10 protein-coding genes and 1 pseudogene are annotated in these 16,329 nt (G+C 76.2%); 9 read left to right on the top strand and 2 right to left on the bottom strand.

The features are described from left to right. Nucleotides 1-45: 45 nt before the first annotated feature. From ACOQFB_RS19075 to ACOQFB_RS19100, 6 genes and pseudogenes are all read left to right on the top strand, one after another. A complete protein-coding gene (locus ACOQFB_RS19075) occupies nt 46-1,308 on the top strand; it encodes an exonuclease SbcCD subunit D C-terminal domain-containing protein (RefSeq protein WP_421609113.1) in 1,263 nt (420 codons plus the stop codon). Further along, complete coding sequence (locus tag ACOQFB_RS19080) at nt 1,305-5,042, top strand: AAA family ATPase (protein WP_494492319.1); 3,738 nt, start codon at nt 1,305-1,307, stop codon at nt 5,040-5,042. The genes ACOQFB_RS19075 and ACOQFB_RS19080 overlap by 4 nt, the downstream gene beginning before the upstream one ends. Nucleotides 5,043-5,409: 367 nt before the next feature. Further along, nucleotides 5,410-5,667, top strand: a complete 258-nt coding sequence (locus ACOQFB_RS19085) for a hypothetical protein (protein WP_421609567.1) — start codon at nt 5,410-5,412, stop codon at nt 5,665-5,667. A gap of 16 nt (nt 5,668-5,683) precedes the next feature. After that, a complete protein-coding gene (locus tag ACOQFB_RS19090; protein ID WP_421609568.1) occupies nt 5,684-6,376 on the top strand; it encodes a hypothetical protein in 693 nt (230 codons plus the stop codon). A gap of 552 nt (nt 6,377-6,928) precedes the next feature. Then, nucleotides 6,929-7,166 (top strand): annotated as a pseudogene (locus ACOQFB_RS19095) (hypothetical protein); the annotation flags it as partial. A gap of 1,239 nt (nt 7,167-8,405) precedes the next feature. Next, nucleotides 8,406-10,139 carry an HNH endonuclease gene (locus ACOQFB_RS19100; RefSeq protein ID WP_421609569.1) on the top strand — a complete coding sequence of 578 codons (1,734 nt, stop codon included), beginning with the start codon at nt 8,406-8,408 and terminating at the stop codon, nt 10,137-10,139. A gap of 60 nt (nt 10,140-10,199) precedes the next feature. Here the strand turns inward: ACOQFB_RS19100 and ACOQFB_RS19105 are convergent, their stop codons facing one another. Next, a complete protein-coding gene (locus ACOQFB_RS19105) occupies nt 10,200-12,059 on the bottom strand; it encodes an inositol monophosphatase family protein (RefSeq protein WP_421609570.1) in 1,860 nt (619 codons plus the stop codon). Nucleotides 12,060-12,202: 143 nt separating this feature from the next. Between ACOQFB_RS19105 and ACOQFB_RS19110 the strand changes: the two genes are divergently transcribed. Further along, on the top strand, nt 12,203-12,994 hold the full coding sequence (locus ACOQFB_RS19110; RefSeq protein WP_421609571.1) for an exodeoxyribonuclease III: 792 nt from the start codon (nt 12,203-12,205) through the stop codon (nt 12,992-12,994). Here ACOQFB_RS19110 and ACOQFB_RS19115 read toward each other — a convergent pair. Then, the gene (locus tag ACOQFB_RS19115; protein ID WP_059439136.1) at nt 12,919-13,818 is read right to left on the bottom strand and encodes a DUF72 domain-containing protein; all 900 of its coding nucleotides are present in this window, start codon (nt 13,816-13,818) and stop codon (nt 12,919-12,921) included. The two genes, ACOQFB_RS19110 and ACOQFB_RS19115, sit on opposite strands and share 76 nt — an antisense overlap. Before the next feature lie 104 nt (nt 13,819-13,922). Here ACOQFB_RS19115 and ACOQFB_RS19120 point away from each other — a divergent pair, with 104 nt between their 5' ends. Further along, on the top strand, nt 13,923-14,903 hold the full coding sequence (locus tag ACOQFB_RS19120) for a GGDEF domain-containing protein (RefSeq protein WP_059439135.1): 981 nt from the start codon (nt 13,923-13,925) through the stop codon (nt 14,901-14,903). 118 nt (nt 14,904-15,021) lie between these two features. After that, a complete protein-coding gene (locus ACOQFB_RS19125) occupies nt 15,022-16,293 on the top strand; it encodes a GAF domain-containing protein (RefSeq protein WP_421609572.1) in 1,272 nt (423 codons plus the stop codon). Nucleotides 16,294-16,329: the final 36 nt, after the last annotated feature.

Raw genomic sequence — 16,329 nt, forward strand, 5'->3', positions numbered from 1 at the left:
TCAGGCCCGGCCGCCGCGCGCATGTCCGACCGGCGCGTATCCTCCATGGCGTCCGTGGCCCTCCGCATCCTCCACACCGCCGACTGGCACCTCGGCCACGCGCTCCACGGCGTGGACCGCGGCCCCGAGCACGAGCGCTTCGTGGCGTGGCTGCTCGACACCGCCCAGGCCGAGGCGGTGGACGCGGTCGTCGTGGCCGGGGACGTGTTCGACGCCGCCAACCCGCCCGCCGGCGCCCAGGCGCTCTGGTACCGGTTCCTGGCCGAGGCGTGGCGGCGCCTGCCGCGGCTGCAGCTCGTGGTGGTGGGCGGGAACCACGACTCCGCGTCGCGCCTCGACGCGGTCGATCCGCTCCTGCGCGAGATGGGGCGCCTGCACGTGGTGGGCGGGGTCCCGCGCGGTGGCGCGGGCGCGCCGGATCTGGAGCGGCTGCTCGTGCCGCTGGAGGACGCGTCGGGCCGGCGGGCCGCCTGGGTGGCGGCGGTGCCGTACCTGCGCGCCGCCGATCTGGGCGCGGGCGCCGCCGACGCCGACGCGGCCGAGGCGACGCGCCGCTTCTACGCGGCGGCGCTGGAGCGGGCGCGGGCGCGGCGCGCGCCCGGCGAGGCGCTCCTCGCCACCGGCCACCTCTATGCGGTGGGCGGCAAGACCTCGGACCTCTCCGAGCGGCGGCTCGCGGTGGGCAACCAGGCCGCGGTGCCCGCCGACGCGTTCCCGGCCGACCTCGCCTACGTCGCGCTCGGCCACCTGCACCTCGCGCAGGCGGTGGGCGGGCGGGAGACGGTGCGCTACTCGGGCTCGGTGCTGCCGCTCTCGTTCAGCGAGCGCGGCTACCGCCACGGCGTGGTGGTGGCCGACGTGGAGGGCGAGGCGGTGCGCGCGCAGCGGGTGCTGCGCGTGCCGCGCTTCGTGGAGCTCGTGTCGGTGCCGGACGCCGAGGCGCCCGCGCCGCTCCCGGAGGTGCTCGCCGCGCTCGAGGCGCTGCCGGCGCGCGGCGACGGGCCGGACGCGCTGCGGCCGCTGCTCGAGGTGAAGGTGCGGCTGGAGCGACCGGAGCCGGCGCTGCGCGCCCTGCTCGACCAGGCGCTCGCGGGCAAGGAGGCGCGCCTGGTGCGCATCGCCACCACGCTCGCCGGCACCGGCCGCGCGCTCGGCGACGGCGAGCGGCGCGCGCTCGGCGAGCTCGTGCCGGAGGAGGTCTTCCGCCGGAAGTACGACGCCGACTACGGCGGCCCGCCGGCCGACGCGCTGCTGGAGGCGTTCCGCGCGCTGCTCCAGGAAGTCGAGTCCGAGGAGGGGGCGCGGTGAGGATCCTGGCCATCCGCGGCGAGAACCTCGCCAGCCTGTACGGCAAGTTCGAGCTGCGGCTCGACCGCGCGCCCATCGCCGGCGCCGGCATCTTCTCGATCGCCGGCCCCACCGGCTCGGGCAAGTCCACCCTGCTCGACGCGCTCTGCCTGGCGCTCTACGGCAAGACCCCGCGCCTGCGCGACCGCGCCGCCGGCAAGCGCGTCATGGTGGGCTGGTCGGAGGAGGGCGAGACCCTCGACATGAACGACGTCCGCGCGCTCGTGTCGCGCGGCACCGCGGGCGCCACCGCCGAGGTCGAGTACCAGGGCATGGACGGGCGCCGCTACCTGGCGCGCTGGCGCGTGCGCCGCGCGCGCGACCGGGTCGAGGGCGCGTTCCAGGCCCAGTCCATGACGGTCGAGGACCTCGACACCGGCGAGGTCCTCGCCGAGAAGATCACGCAGGCGGTGGCCCGGAACGAGGCCGCCATCGGCTTCACCTTCGACGAGCTGAAGCGGGCGGTGGTCCTGCCGCAGTTCGAGTTCACGAACTTCCTGCGCGCCGACGCGGACGTGCGCGCGGCCATCCTCGAGCGCGTCACCGGCACCGCCGTCTACGGGCGGCTCTCGCAGGCCGCGCACCAGCGGCTCGGGCGCGAGCTGGCCGCCCGCGAGGCGCTCGAGGCCGAGCTGGGCGGCGTGAAGGTGCTCGACGCGGAGGCGCGCGCGGCGCTCCAGGCGCGGCAGGCGGAGCTGGCGCGGGCGCTCGACGAGGCGCGGGCGGCGGCGCGCGCGGCGGAGGCGGCGGTCCGCTGGCACGCGCAGGACGCGGAGCTGCGGGCGGGGCTGGAGCGGTCGGAGGCGGAGCTCGCCCGCGCGGCGCGGGCGGTGGAGGACGGCGCGGCGCTCCGCGCCGAGCTGGCCGAGGTCGAGGCGGCCGAGCCGCACCGGGCCGCGCTCGCCGAGGCGATGCGCGCCGAGCAGGCGCGGGCCGGGGCCGAGGCGCGGGCGGAAGAGGCCCGGATCGCGCTCGGGCGGGCGGAGGCGGACGCCGGCGCGGCGGCGCGCGGCGAGGCGGACGCGCGCGCGGCGCTCGAGGCGGCGGCGGAGGCGGAGGCGCGGGCGCGGCCGGAGCTGGCCGAGGCGCGCCGCCGGGACGAGGCGCTCGCGGCCGCGCGCCGGGCGGAGGCGGACGCGGGGGCGGCGCTCGCGACCGCGCGCGCGGAGCAGGCGCAGGCGGCGGCCGGCGCGGACGCGGCGGCGCGCGCCCGCGAGGCGGCGGAGACGGCGCGCGACGCGGCCGAGGCGTGGCTGGCAGCGCACGCGGCCGAGGCGCCGCTCGCGGCCGAGTGGAACCGGTGGGCGGCGCGGCTCGCGGAGCACGCGGAGGAGTGCGCCGGCGCCGCGCGGGCCGAGGCCGGGCTGGGCGGCGCCCGCGAGGCCGCGGCGGAGGCCGGGCGCGCGCTCGCCGGCGAGGCCCGCGGCGCCGAGGAGGCGGCGCGGCGGCTGGAGGCGGCCGGCGCGGCGCTCGCGGAGGCGGCCCGGGCGGCCGCCGGCGCCGACGCGGCCGCGCTCACCGCGGAGGTGGCGCGGCTCGGCGAGCTGCGCGCGCTGCTCGGCGAGGCGTGGAAGGCGGCCCAGGCCGCGGGCGTGGCGGCGGCCCGCCGCGAGCAGGCGCGGGCGGAGGCGGCCCGGGTCGAGGCCGAGGCGCAGACGGCGCGGCGGGCGCACGCCGCGGCCTCGGCCGCCGTGCACGCGGCCGAGGGCGGGGCGGAGCAGGCGCGCGCGGCGCTGCGGCGGGTGGAGCTGACGCTCGGGCTCGCCGACCGGCGCGCCGACCTCGTGGACGGCGACCCGTGCCCGCTCTGCGGCGCCACCGAGCACCCCTACGCGCACGGCGCGCCGCTCCCGGCGCTGCTCGAGGCGCAGCGCGCCGCGGCGGCCGACGCCGAGGAGGCGGTGCGCGCGGCCACCCGCGAGCGCGAGGCGCTGGCCGCGCGCGCCTCCGAGCTCGCGGCGCGGGTCGAGGCGGAGCGGCGGATCGAGGCCCGGGCGGAGGCCGACCGCGCGCACCACGCGGCCGAGTACGAGGCGCTCCGCGCCCGGCTGGCGGCGCCGGCGGGCGGCGGGCTCGAGCTGCCGGCGCACGCCGAGGGGGCTGCCGCCGCGGTGGAGGCGTGCGGGCGCGACGCCAAGGCCGCGCTCGAGGCCGCGAGGGCCGCGCTGGAGGCGGCGCGCCGCGCCGCCGGCGCCGAGCGCGCCGCGCGCGCGGAGGTGGACGCGGCCCGCGAGGCGCACGACGCGGCGCGGGCGCAGCAGCGCGCGCTCGAGAAGGCCCGCGACGACGCCACCGCCGCGGTGGCCGCGCACGAGGCCGCCGCCGCGCGCCACGCCGCCGCGCTCGGGCGGATCGAGGCCGAGCTCGCCCCCGCGCTCGGGTTCCTGCCGGGCTGGCCGGAGGCGGCGCGGCGCGGGCCCGAGGCGTTCCGGGCCGGCTGCGCCGGGCGCGCCGAGGCATACGCCGCCCAGGTCCGGGCCCGCGACGCGGCCGCGGCCGACGCCGCCGCGCGCGCCGCCGGCGCGGAGAAGGCCGCGGCGCTCGCCGCCGAGCGGGCCGGGCGGGCCGCGCGCGCCGGGGAGGCCGCCGCGGGCGCGCGCGCGGCGCGCGAGCGGGCCGAGGCCGACCGGCGCGGCGTGCTCGCCGGCAAGCCGGCGGACGAGGTGGAGGGCGCGCTGCGCGCGGCGCTCGACCGCGCCCGGGCCGCGCACGAGCGGGCCCGCGCCGCGCGCGCCGACGCCGACCGCGCGCACGCCGCCGCCGCGGAGGCCGCCCGGGCCGCCGCCGGCGCCCGCGAGGACGCGGCCACCGAGGCCGCCCGCGCTGGCGAGGCGCTCGCCGCCGCGCTCGCGGCGCTCGGCGTCGACCGGCCGGCGCTGGAGGACCGGCTCGCCCGCGGCCACGCCTGGGCCGCGCAGGCGCGCGCCGAGCTCGAGACCCGCGCCCGGGCCGCCCAGTCCGCCGCCGCGGTGCGCGACGAGCGCCGCCGGCAGGTGGAGGCGCACGCCGCCGGCCGCCCCGCCGGCGACGCCGCCGACGCCCGCGCCCGCCACGCGCAGGCGGAGCGGGAGGCGGCCCGGCTCGGCGACGAGCACTCGCAGGTGACGCTCGAGCTGCGGCGCGACGAGGACGCCCGCGCCCGGCACGCGGAGGTCTCCGGCGCGGTCGAGGCCGCGCGCGCCGCGGCGGAGCGCTGGGAGCGGCTCGCCAAGGTGATCGGCTCCGCCGACGGCAGCCGCTTCCGCCGCTACGCCCAGGGGCTCGCGCTCGACGGCCTGCTCGCGGCCGCCAACGTCCACCTCCGCGACCTCGCCCGCCGCTACGAGCTGATGCGCGTCCCCGGCGCCGACCTCGAGATCCAGGTGATCGACCACGATCTCGCCGACGAGGTCCGCACCGTGAACGGCCTCTCCGGCGGCGAGCTGTTCCTGGTGTCGCTCGCGCTCGCGCTCGGCCTCGCGTCGCTCTCCACCCGCGCCGCGCACGCCCGGACGCTGTTCATCGACGAGGGCTTCGGCACGCTCGACCGCGACACGCTCGAGCACGCCATGGCCGCGCTCGAGGGGCTGCGCCAGACCGGCCGCACGGTCGGCGTCATCTCCCACGTCCCCGAGCTGCACGAGCGCATCGGCGTGCAGGTCACGGTCGAGCGCGTCTCCGCCGGCCGCAGCCGGCTGGTGGTGCCGGAGGGGTGAGGTCCGCGCGGCGCCGGGGAATGCGCTGCCCGACCAGGGCGCCGCGTTCTTCCCGCGCGTCCACCTCGTCCCCCGCGTCCGCCGTCGGTTCGCTGCGGAGGCTGCGGCGCCGATGCTCCGTGGTCCGCGCCGAGGGGCGCGGGGCGCGCGCCCGGGGAGCTTGTGTGGCCGCCGACCCACCACCCCGAGAGCGCGTATGAGCGGTGGCCGCCGCGGAGCCACCTTGGCCAGGAGAGAATCTATCCGCGACGCCAATGGGTTGCCGGCGCGCGCCGCGACGCCCTTGGCGCTGGACGCTGAGTCAAGTAGCGTGTCCTCACGTTGAGTGCGAGATCGGCGGCGCAAGTCATGTGCACGTCCGGATCAGGTGACGAGCAGCATCGGTTCGAGCATCGCCGGGGGCATCTTCGCGAGCAGGGCCTGCAAGCAACATCTCGAGCCAGGAACCTTCGACACAATGAACTCGTGCCTGACTCTCGCGAACGATCCGAAGTACGGAAGCCTGTTCGTCGAGACCATTCAGGCCGGATACCTGAGCGGTCAGCCCTTCATGGAAGGCGCGGATACTTGCTCGAAGATCGTGAGCAGCCAACCGTATCGCACCAACTGCCTGAACTGTCAGTAGGCCTCGTATGATTCGCGTGATTCTCGCGGTAAGTGCCGTCGTTGCTTCGACGCCAGATTCTGCCGCCGTCTCGCTCCTTCAGTCTCAGTCGTGGGAGAGTCTCGCCCGGAAGTACGTTGACCTAGAGGCAAGCGTGCGCTCCGGCACGCGAACAGCGACCGACGTCTACGAGACGTGGACGGAGATCGAGACTGCGCTCGCGAACGCAGCGCCTCCGGTCCGAGATCTTCGGCGTGGACTCGAATCGACGGACCTTGCGGAGCGTACGACGGCGCTCGCTGCGATGGGCGTTGCACGGGTCCAGGATGACGGCCTGTTCCGGCTCGTGCTTCGACGATTCACCCAGGGCGATGCTGATTACTACCGAAAGTACGCTGCACGTGCGCTCGCAAACATGAGCCCCCGGCAAGTTGACGCCTTCGGCGATGACCTCGTTGTTGCTCTCTCGCAGGAGACGAAAGTCATGGTCGTGGTCGCTGCCCGACCCGTGTTGACTCAGCTGAGTCGTCCTCAGGCGTTGCGCCTCATGTCCGCGCTGGCGGTTGGCGGAGACCGTGTAATGCGGAGGGTGGTCCGGGCGATGGCGTCGCAGCGCGAGGACGGATTCCTGGAGGAGCTCCTCCAGTCTCTGGAGCGCAGCGGCGCGTCCGACGCAGCGAGCGACCTTGCAGGTCACGAGGCGACGGGGGCCGCGCCCTCGCATCCGTAGGCGCGTCTGATCGCGGCCCTCCAAGGCAGAGCGGCGTTGGGCATCTGGATACCTCCTTCTGGTCGCCGAAGACCGTCTGCTCGGGTGGGTTTCCCGTGGCTTGCATCCTTTCTCGGGGGGTTGCTGGTTGCGAGGATCGCAGTAGATCGCGAGTGGCTCCGCACGCGGACCGCGACAGCCTGGCTTGCGTGGCTCGGCGTCGCTGGAGCGCTCGTCCCAGTTCTGGTGGCGGTCACGTCTCGGGTTGGTGGGATTCAGTTGCGGGCCCGGGCGTTCTTCGCCACGGCGGTCGCTGCCGTAGTTGCGTGCGGAGCTTCGCTTACCGTGCTGCCCGGGGACTTCGCCGCGTTCGCGTTTCGGAGGCTTCGCCGTGTCGACAGTCGCAGCGGGAACGTACGCGATCTCGACATCTCGGGACCTGGCGGCCACTCAAGATGCGAAGGACCGGTGACCGAAATCTGGCCAGCCCGCGGCAGTGAGGCGACGTTCCGTTTCAGCGTGTAGAGCGACAGGATAATTGACCCCCTTGCGCCTTCAATCTAGGAGGCGGAGATGGTCAGCGAAGTGGCGGCCGTAGCACCCCAGACGCTGGCGGTGCCGATGGTCGAGGCGGAGGCGGTCAGGCAGATGCGGGATCTGGCGACGAAGGGGTGGGCGCGAAGCGGATCGCGCGCGAACGGGGCTTGGCCCGCAACACCGTGCGCCCGTACCTGCGCGGCGGCGCCGACGCGGAGGTGCAGCAGCACCTATCGCAGCGCCTCGGAAGGTCCGGCGAAGCGAAGCCGTCGCTCAACACCGAGATTTCGCACGAGCAACTCTTCTTCGAGGACGGGAAGCATCCTTCGAATCTTGGATACTTCGACGACGGCCTGGTGCGACCAGAGGACGGAACATGGACCTATCAGTGTCGTTCTGCACGCTACGACGATTGCATCATGCGGAAGGCCGTTCAGAGCGTGCAGCCGAAACCGTACTGTATGGTGGGACTCTTCGGCACGGCCCAATACAATTGTCAGGATTGGGCCGCCGAGGTTCGCAAAGCGTATGCGCGCCTAAGCAAAGACCCAACGGTCCAGGAGGACTGCAAGCCATGCGGCAAGTGACGGGGTGGGGCGCCGCAGAAGGATCCATGTGGCCGCATTAGGTGCGCGGGGGTCGGCCGAATGCGTCGTCTCTTTCGAGAGTTCCCTGTCGCAAGGCGGAGGCTAAGAATGCGTCGGGCTCTCGTGGTCGCGGCGGTGTTTTCACTAACGGTGATCAGTGCTGTCGCCGCCGCGTGCGCTGTTCGAGCTTTGACTTCGTCGACCCGTTATCCGCGCTTGCGACAACTGGCGCAACTACTCTTCCCGCCCGGAGACCTCTACGGGCCCCTCGTCGAGATCCCAATCAACCTGGCGAAGGAGGGAGTGACCATCGAGTTCGAGTACAGCCACAGATACCCGGGGCGCCATTCTCTCGACTTGGATGTACCCGTACCGGTCCGCACGGGCATGGCGTCGCCTGGAGTATCGGCGCTCTCTGTGGTTGCCGTGTGTGTTGACTCAACGGGTCGCCAGGTGGATGCACGCGGCAACTACATGAATCCCTATTGGCGCAATGACGGATGGGGCGTCTCTATCCTTGTATACGACGTTCCAGACCAGTTGGCGTTGACGGGTTGTATCCGATGTCGCGTGTCCTGCTCCGGCGGGGCAGTGTTCGCGCGCGAGTTTCCGGCCCACCGCCTCGTGGTCAGGAAGCGGTCGGAGGAGTGATGCGCAAGGTAGTCGGGCCGACGTGCCGAAGAAGAGCAAGGTGGTGGTGAAGAACGGCGCCGTCCTGGAGAGCTTCGAGTCGAAGCAGGCCGGCAGGAAGCTCGAGGTCGTGGTGTTCGGCATTCTCGAGTAGGGGAGCCGGGCAGCGGGCGGTTCGCGCCCTGACGGGAATGGCGCTGCTGGATCGCGTGCCCTCCCCACACGGCCTCATCCGGACCGGCGATTGCCGGCATGACGTGACCGTGAGTGTCAGACCCGTGCGCAATGATCGCGCAATGGGTCGCGCGCTCGCCACCGCCGGATTGGACGCCGCCGCGCTGGACGCGGCGCTGGCGGGCCACGCGCCACCTCTCGACGAGCTGCCGCCGTTCACGCCCGCCGAGATCGAGGCCTGGTTCCGCGGGGGCGAGCTCGAGGGGGATCTGGGCGAGCAGCTCCTCGTCTGGGCGGCGCGGGTGCGCGGGTGCATCGACGTCGAGCTGGCCGAGGGGCTCGCGGCGCTGAAGCGGGGCGACCAGCTGGCGGCGCTGGGCTCTCACTTCGACGACTACGCCCGCGAGGCGCTCGACCTGGGGAAGCGCGCGGCCGAGAACCTGGCGCGGCTGGGTGCAGGGCTGCCGGACCGGCCGCTGCTCCGGGAGGCGCTGCGCTCGGGGCGGGTCCGGCTGCGCGCGGGGGAGACGATCCTGGCCGTCGCCGTCGGTGACGCGGAGGCGGCGTGGGTCGAGCGCGCCGGTGAGGAGTCGGTGCGGGGGCTGGAGGCGGCGGTCCGGGCAGCGCGGGCACGGGACGACGCGTCGGGCGACGCGCCCGGCGGCGCTGTCGCCGCCGACGAGGACGAGGCGTGGGTCGAGCTGCGCACGCAGCTGCCGCCGGCGGAGCGGCGGGTGCTCGACGAGGCGCTCTCGCTCGCCCGCGAGCTGGAGCCGGGCGCGAGCCGGATCGAGCAGCTCGAGGCGCTGGCGCAGGAGTACCTGGCGGAGCACCCGGGCGACCCGGATGCCGACGACGCTCGGCCGCTGGGGCCGGGGTTCCGGGCGCGCGACGACGCGTCGACGGGGCGGCGCTCGACCTCGAGCCTGGGGCCGGACGGCTGGGCGGAGCTCCCGGAGGTCCCTCCCGTGCCCGCGCCGGAGCTCTCGTTCCACGAGACGCTGTCGGCGCAGGAGCTCGACGCGCGCCTGCGGGCGCTGGCGGAGTGCCGCGCGGGATGGGAGCGGCTCATCGGGCGGTGCGGGTACGCGGTGAAGCGGAGCGGCATGCACCGGCTCGCGGGCTACGGCAGCTTCCGCGAGTACGTGGAGGAGCGGCTGGGGTTGCCGGCGCGGGCGGTGGAGCAGCGGGTGGCGCTGGAGGCTCGGCTGGCGGCGTCGCCGGCGCTGGAGGACGCGCGGCGGCGGGGCGTCTCCTACGAGAAGCTGCGCGTGCTGGCGCGGCTGCAGGAGTCCGACGTCGCCCAGTGGATCCCGCGGGCGCTCGAGGCGACCTGCGTCGCCTTGCGCCGCGAGGTGGAGGGCGAGCGCGAGGGGCAGCTGCGTGCGCGGGGGAAGCTGCTCGCGCCCCTGCCGCGCGGGGTGGCGGTGCTGCTCGCGGCGGCCATCGCGTCCGTCCGCGGCCAGCACGGGCACGCGCTCTCCACCGGAACGTGCCTGGCGGTCATCGCGTTCCACTTCCTCGCGACCTGGGGCGACGCGCCGGGGCGCTCACCGACGCGCTCGCGGCGCATCCGCGAGCGCGACTCGGGCTGGTGCCAGGTGCCGGGCTGCAGCCGGCACGCGGCGCACGCGCACCACATCGACTTCCGCTCGCACGGCGGCAGCGACGACCCGGAGAACCTGGTGAGCCTGTGCGCGTTCCACCACCTGCGCTGCATCCACGGCGGTTTCCTCTCCGTGCTGGGGCGCGCGCCGGGGGAGCTGGTGTGGCTGCTGGGCGGCCAGGTCTGGGCGGGACCGCAGCGTCCACCCGCGACGGGCAGCGCAGGCGATGCGGCGCCGGCGGCGTGCTGAGCAACGGCTGCCCGGCGAGGACCGCGGCGCGGCGCGCGCCTGCGATCGGGTTCGCTCCGCTCACAGCCCCAGCAGCCGCTCCGCCAGGATCAGCGCGTCGCCGGGCCAGCAGACCGGCGGGCGCGGACGCCGGACGCCGGGCGCGCCCTCCACCGGCCAGCAGCTCAGCACGGCCCGGCGCCACCGCTCCGGCACCGCGAGCACGCCGTGCACGGCGCCGAGCAGCGCGCCGGCGATGGCGGCGTTCGTGTCGGTGTCGCCGCCGCGGCCGACGGTGTCCACCACCCCGGCCTCCAGATCCGGCGCGTGGCGGAGCTGGAAGAACGCGTTCCGCAGCGCGACCGTCACGAGCCCGGCGCTCGTCTCGAAGTCCTCGGGCGGGCCGGTCCGCGCCGCCGCGAGCGCCTCGCGCACCTCCGGGCCGCAGCCCAGCTCGGCGGCGAGCGCCTCGCCGCGGTCCGCCACCTCGGCGGCCGACGCGCCGGTCGCGACGGCGAACGCGACGGTGGCCGCGAACACCGCGCTCGCGTCCTGGCACGGCGCGGCGGGGTGGGTGAGCGCGGCGTCCGCCCGCGCCCAGGCCGCCACCTCGGCGGCGGGCGAGGCGTGGCCGGCGATCCCGAGCGGCGACACGCGCATGAGCGCGCCGTTCGCGAGACTCCCGCGCGACGCGGCGGCGCGGGCCGCCTCCGCCACCTGCTCGGCCCCGGCGCCCGCGGCCCGCAGGCGCAGCGCCGGCCGGAGCGCCGCGTCCACCGTGCGGCCGACGTCGAACGGCTCCGAGCCGAGCCAGTCGGCGTAGGCCTCCGCGACGCGCGCCGGGTCGAAGCGCCCGAACGCGATCACGGTCCGCGCGAGCGCGAGCGCCAGCTCGGAGTCGTCGGTGGGCTGGCCGGCGAGCGTGCTCCAGTGGCCGCCGTCGGCGAGGTCGCGCACGCCGCCCGGGTGCGTGGCCGCGATGCGCGCGGGGCCGGAGAACTCCACCTGCCCGCCCAGCGCGTCGCCGGCGAGCTGCCCGAGCAGCGCGCCCTGACCGCGGCGGAGCAGCCCGTCCTCGCGCACGGCGCGCCCGGCGAGCGGGGCGCACAGGCCGGGCGCGCCGGGCCCGTACGCCTGCGCCTCGACCCAGCTCCGCTGCGCCAGCCGCGCGGCCACCGCGGGCGCGCCGCCGAAGCAGAACGCCACCCGCCCCTCGCCCGACGGCCCGTAGCGCACCTCGCGCCCCGCCTCGTCGAGGAGCACGCCGCCCGCGCCGCGCAGCAGCGCGTGCCCGGCCGCGACGTCGAGCGCGCGCGGCCGGTGCAGCGAGATGGCGCCGCGCGCCTCGCCGGTGGCGACCAGCGCGAGCCGGTAGGCGATGCTGGTGAGCGGCCGGAAGCGCCCGGGCTGCACCGCCTCGGCGTTGCCGCGCGCCCGCTTCGCCGCCGAGGAGGACACGAGCACCACGTCGCCGGCCTGGAGCGGCGCCGCGGAGATGGGCGGGAGCGGCGCCCCGTTCCTCCGCACCGGGCCCTCCCCCTCGGCCCAGGCGAGCAGATCCTCCCCGCCGTGCGGCGCGGTGTGGGCGAGCACCACGCCGAGCACCGGCACGCCGTCGCGCACCAGGCCGATGGACACCGAGGCGCCGCGGTGGCCGCGCTGGAAGTCGGCGGTCCCGTCGTTCGGATCGACGAGCCAGCACCGCCCGCCCGGACGGGCCGGCGGCCGGTTGCGCTCGGGCCGCTCCTCGCCGACGAAGCCGTCGCCCGGGAACGCGGCGTCGAGGACGGCGCGGATGAGGTCCTCGGCCTCCTCGTCCGCGGGGCAGTGCCCCGGCTCGCCCCGGGGGCCGCCGGCCCGGAACAGCTCCGCCCGCAGCAGGTCGGCCGCGGCACGGGCGGCGCGGAGGGCGGCTTCCAGGGCGCGGGAGAGGTCGGTCACTCCTCCATGTGTATCAAGCGCGGCGGCGTCCGGCGGCGGGATCTCCGCCCCGCCCGGCCGCCCTCCGGCCTCAGGTGGAGCGCGCCCGTGCCCGGTGACATCCGCCCGCCGGGCCCTTAGACAGGAGGCCGGGAGGGGACCGCGTGAAGATCGGCACCTGGAACGTGAACGGCATCCGCGCGCGCGAGGCGCAGGTGGGCGAGTTCATCGCCCGGGAGGGCCCCGACGTCGTCTGCCTGCAGGAGATCAAGGCCCCTCCGTCGAAGGTCCCTCCGTCGCTGTGCGAGCTCGAGGGCTACTGGTGCCTGTGGCACGGCGAGACCGCCTACTCCGGCGTGGCGCTGCTGGTGCGCAAGGCGATCGCACCCGAGCGGCCGGCGTTCGTCCACCCTCCGTTCGACCTCGAGACCCGCATCGCCACCTGCGAGCTGGACGGCGTCACGGTGGCCTCGATCTACGTGCCGAACGGCGGCAAGGACCTCGCCGCCAAGCTCCGCTTCCTGGAGGCGATGGAGCGGTTCGCCGCGGACGCCCAGGCTTCCGGGCGGCCCCTGGTGCTCTGCGGGGACCTGAACGTCGCGCGCACCGACATGGACGTTCACCCGAAGGAGCGAAAGGCGGGCGCCATCGGCCAGCTCCCGGAGGAGCGGGCGCTGTTCGAGCGCATCCTGGCGCACGGCCTGGTGGACGTGGGCCGCGCGCTCGATCCCGCCAACGAGGGGCTGTTCACCTGGTGGGCGCCGTGGCGCAACCTGCGCCAGCGGAACATCGGCTGGCGCATCGACTACGTGCTGGCGAGCGCGCCGCTCGCGGCCAGCGCCACGCGGTGCCGGGTGCTGGCCGACTTCGGCACGAGCGATCACGCGCCGGTGGTGGCCGAGTTCCCGGCGGCGCCCTCCGCTGGCGCGGCGAACGGCGCGAGCGCGGCCTCGTAGGCGGCGAGGAGCGGCGGGGGCACCGCCACGCGGCGGTGCTCCACCATCGCCTCGAGCATCTTCGCGTTCGCGGGCGCCTGGCCGCGGAAGTGGTTGTTCGTGACGACGTACACGTCGGGTGCGCGCGGCGAGGCGGCCATCTCGGCGATGCGCTCGGCCCAGGGCGCGAGCTCGCCGGCGTCGTAGAGGTAGTCGTAGCGCGCGTCGCGCGGCGCGCCCTTGCGGAACCAGTCGCGGTAGTTGCGCCCGTGCACGCGCACGTACGCGACCGGCGCCGTGACCCGCGCGGCCGGCGCGAGCGAGCGCCGGAAGCGCGGCTGGTCCACGTTCACCAGCGCCACGCCCGCCGCGGCCAGCTCCTCGAGGACCTCGGGATCGTCCCACGACGCGTGGCGCACCTCGAGCGCGAGCGGCAGGCCGGCGAACGCGCGGAACAGCCCGCGCAGCCACTCCTCCGACGCCTCGCTCCGCTTGAACGACCACGGGAACTGGAGGAGCGCCGCGCCGAGCCTGCCCTCCTCGTGCAGGCGATCGAGCGCCGCCCGCGCCTGCGCGACCTCCTCGGCGCCGTACGCCTCGCGCTCGTGCGTGAACCGGCGCCAGACCTTCGCGCCGAAGCGGAAGGTGGGGACCTCGCGCACCCGCTCGCACCAGCGCGCCGCGACCGCCGCCGGGAACGGCCGGTAGAACGTCGCGTCCACCTCCACCGTCGAGAACCAGCGCGCCAGATACGCCAGGCGATCGAAGCGCTTGCCCTCGCCCGGCGGGTAGACCACGCCGGCCCAGTCCCGGTACTCCCATCCCGCGGGTCCGTAGCGGATCACGCCCGACGCGTAACGCAGGGTGACCGTCCGTTCAACCCGCGGCCAAGGGACGCGGGGCGGGGGCCCGCGTGCGGGTAGAATCCGCCCCCGGCGCGGGAGGCCACTTGCCGGTCGAGGAACGAAGCGAGCGCACCTGGACCACGCTGCCGAACACGCCGTGCGCGGCGGGGCGGCGCCACGCCTTCCTGCTCGTGCTGGCGGGCCCGCAGCTCGGCGACATCTACCCGCTCGCGCCCGACCGCGAGCTCGTCATCGGCCGGCGCGACGACTGCGACCTCCCCATCCGCGACGACGGCGTGTCGCGCCGCCACGCGGCCATCCGCGTCGAGGGCGAGGGCGCGCTGCTGCGCGACCTCGGCAGCGCGAACGGCACCTACGTGGACGGCGTGCGCGCCGAGGGCGAGGTGCGGCTCGCCGACGGCGGCCGCGTGAGCCTGGGCGGCGCCACCGTGCTGAAGTTCGCCTGGGCCGACGAGCTCGAGGCGCGCTGGCAGATGAAGCTCGCCGAGATCGCGCTGCTCGACCCGCTCACCGGCGTGTTCAACCGCCGCCACCTCGACGACCGGCTCGCCGCCGAGCTCGCCGCGGCCCAGCGGCACGGCCGCTCCATGTCGGTGCTCCTCGTGGACGTGGACCGGTTCCGGGCGGTGAACGAGGCGCACGGCCAGGCCGCCGGCGACGAGGCGCTGAAGATGGTCGCGTTCGTGCTGCGCGGCGCGCTCCGGCGCGAGGACGTGCTGGCGCGCGCCGGCGGCGCCGCGTTCGCGGTCATCGCCCGCGAGACGACGCTCGCGGGCGGCCGGGCGCTCGGCGAGCGCATCCGGCGCGCGGTGGCGCGGAGCCGCTGCGCCTGGCAGCCGGAGGGCGGCGGAGAGCCGGCCTCCATCGGCGTGAAGGTCTCGGTCGGCGTGGCGGAGGTCGCGGAGGGGCGCACGCAGCGCGAGGTGATGGAGTCGGCGGGGCGGGCGCTCCAGCTCGCGAAGCAGGCGGGCCGGAACACCGTGGTGGCGCTCCCGATGGCGCCCGCGGAGGGGCGGCCTGATCCCGCGCAAGCGGCCATGACGCGCGGCGGCGCGGCGCCTTGACGCTGGGGGGAGGGCCTGCGATCCTCGCGCCGGTCCGCTCCCCGGCGAGCCCGGCGGCGCCCGCTCAGCGGCGCCGCCCGACGGCTCCGGGCGGCGGCGATCCGGAGGCATCCAGATCATGCGGTCTCACGACGCACGGGCGGCGGCGATGGGCGGGACGGGCCACGCTGGCGGGGTGATCCACGTCCCGGCGGTCGCCGACGAGCCCGCCCCGGCGCCGGCGGATCTGGCGAGCCTCACGCAGGCGCAGCGCGCCGAGCGCGCGCTGGCCGAGGGCAAGCGCGAGCGGGAGATCCCCATCGAGCGCGCGTTCCTGCAGGCGGCGCTCGACTTCCGGCAGACGCTCCGCGTGCTGGTCTCGGCGGTGGTGCCGAAGTTCGCCGACTGGTGCTTCGTGGACCTCATCGACGGCGACGGGATCCCGCGCCGCGTGGAGGTCGCGCACGGCGATCCGGCCAAGGCGCCGCTCGCCCAGGAGATGCGCTCGATCGCGTTCGGGCCGGGCTGGGCCACCCCCGGCGCGCAGACCATCCGCGACCGCGCCCCGCGCCTGTTCCGGCAGGTGACGACCGAGGTGATGGAGTGGGCCACCCACGGCGAGCGCCACCTGGCGGTGCTGCGCGCCATCAAGCCCAACTCGCTGCTCTCGGTCCCGCTCGTCGCGCGCGACCGCGTCATCGGCTCCATCACGCTCATCCGCTCGAACATGCTCCCGGGCCTGGACGAGTCCGACCTGCTGTTCGCCGAGGCGCTGGCCGAGCCGGCCGCGCTCGCGCTCGACAACGCGCGCTGGTACCAGGCCGAGAAGGCCGGGCGCGGGGCCGCGCTGGAGGAGGCGGACCGCGAGCGGCACGATCGCGTGGAGGCGCAGCGCGGCGTGCTGCGGCTGCGCCGGATCGAGTCGGTCTCGGCCAGCCTCGCGTCGGTGCTCGCCCCGCAGGCCATCGCGCGGGTGGCGGTGGAGAACGGGCTCTCGGTGCTGGAGCCGGCCACCGCCATGGTGGTCCGCGCGGCGCCCGGCGCGAGCGTGCTCGAGGTGCTGCACTGCCAGGGCTGGGCAGACGACCTGGCGCTCGATCTGCGCGAGCTGCGGGCCGACTCGCCCGCGCTGCTCGCCGAGGCCTACCGCATCCAGACCGCGATCTGGGTCTCCAGCCCGGAGGCGCTGGCGCAGGCCTACCCGAACGCCGCCGAGCTGGCGCTCCGGGTGGGCGACCGCGCCTGGGCGGCGGTGCCGCTCCGCTGCGACGGCCGCACCGTCGGGGCGCTCGGCCTCGGGTTCCCGCACCCGCGCGACCTCGACGCCGACGAGAAGCGGTTCGTGCTCACCGTGGCGCAGATCGTGGCGCAGGCGCTGGAGCGCGCCCGGCTGCGCGACGAGGCGCGCTAGGCGCCCTCCGGCTCCGTCCGCTCGTCCCGACCCTTC

The organism is Anaeromyxobacter sp. Red801 (assembly GCF_049201065.2).
GTDB lineage: Bacteria > Myxococcota > Myxococcia > Myxococcales > Anaeromyxobacteraceae > Anaeromyxobacter.

What these genes read in the sequence shown, in the direction of transcription:
- ACOQFB_RS19075 (WP_421609113.1), top strand. Translation starts at nt 46, where the DNA reads ATGGCGTCCGTGGCCCTCCGCATCCTCCACACCGCCGACTGGCACCTC.
- ACOQFB_RS19100 (WP_421609569.1), top strand. Translation starts at nt 8,406, where the DNA reads ATGGGTCGCGCGCTCGCCACCGCCGGATTGGACGCCGCCGCGCTGGAC.
- ACOQFB_RS19125 (WP_421609572.1), top strand. Translation starts at nt 15,022, where the DNA reads ATGCGGTCTCACGACGCACGGGCGGCGGCGATGGGCGGGACGGGCCAC.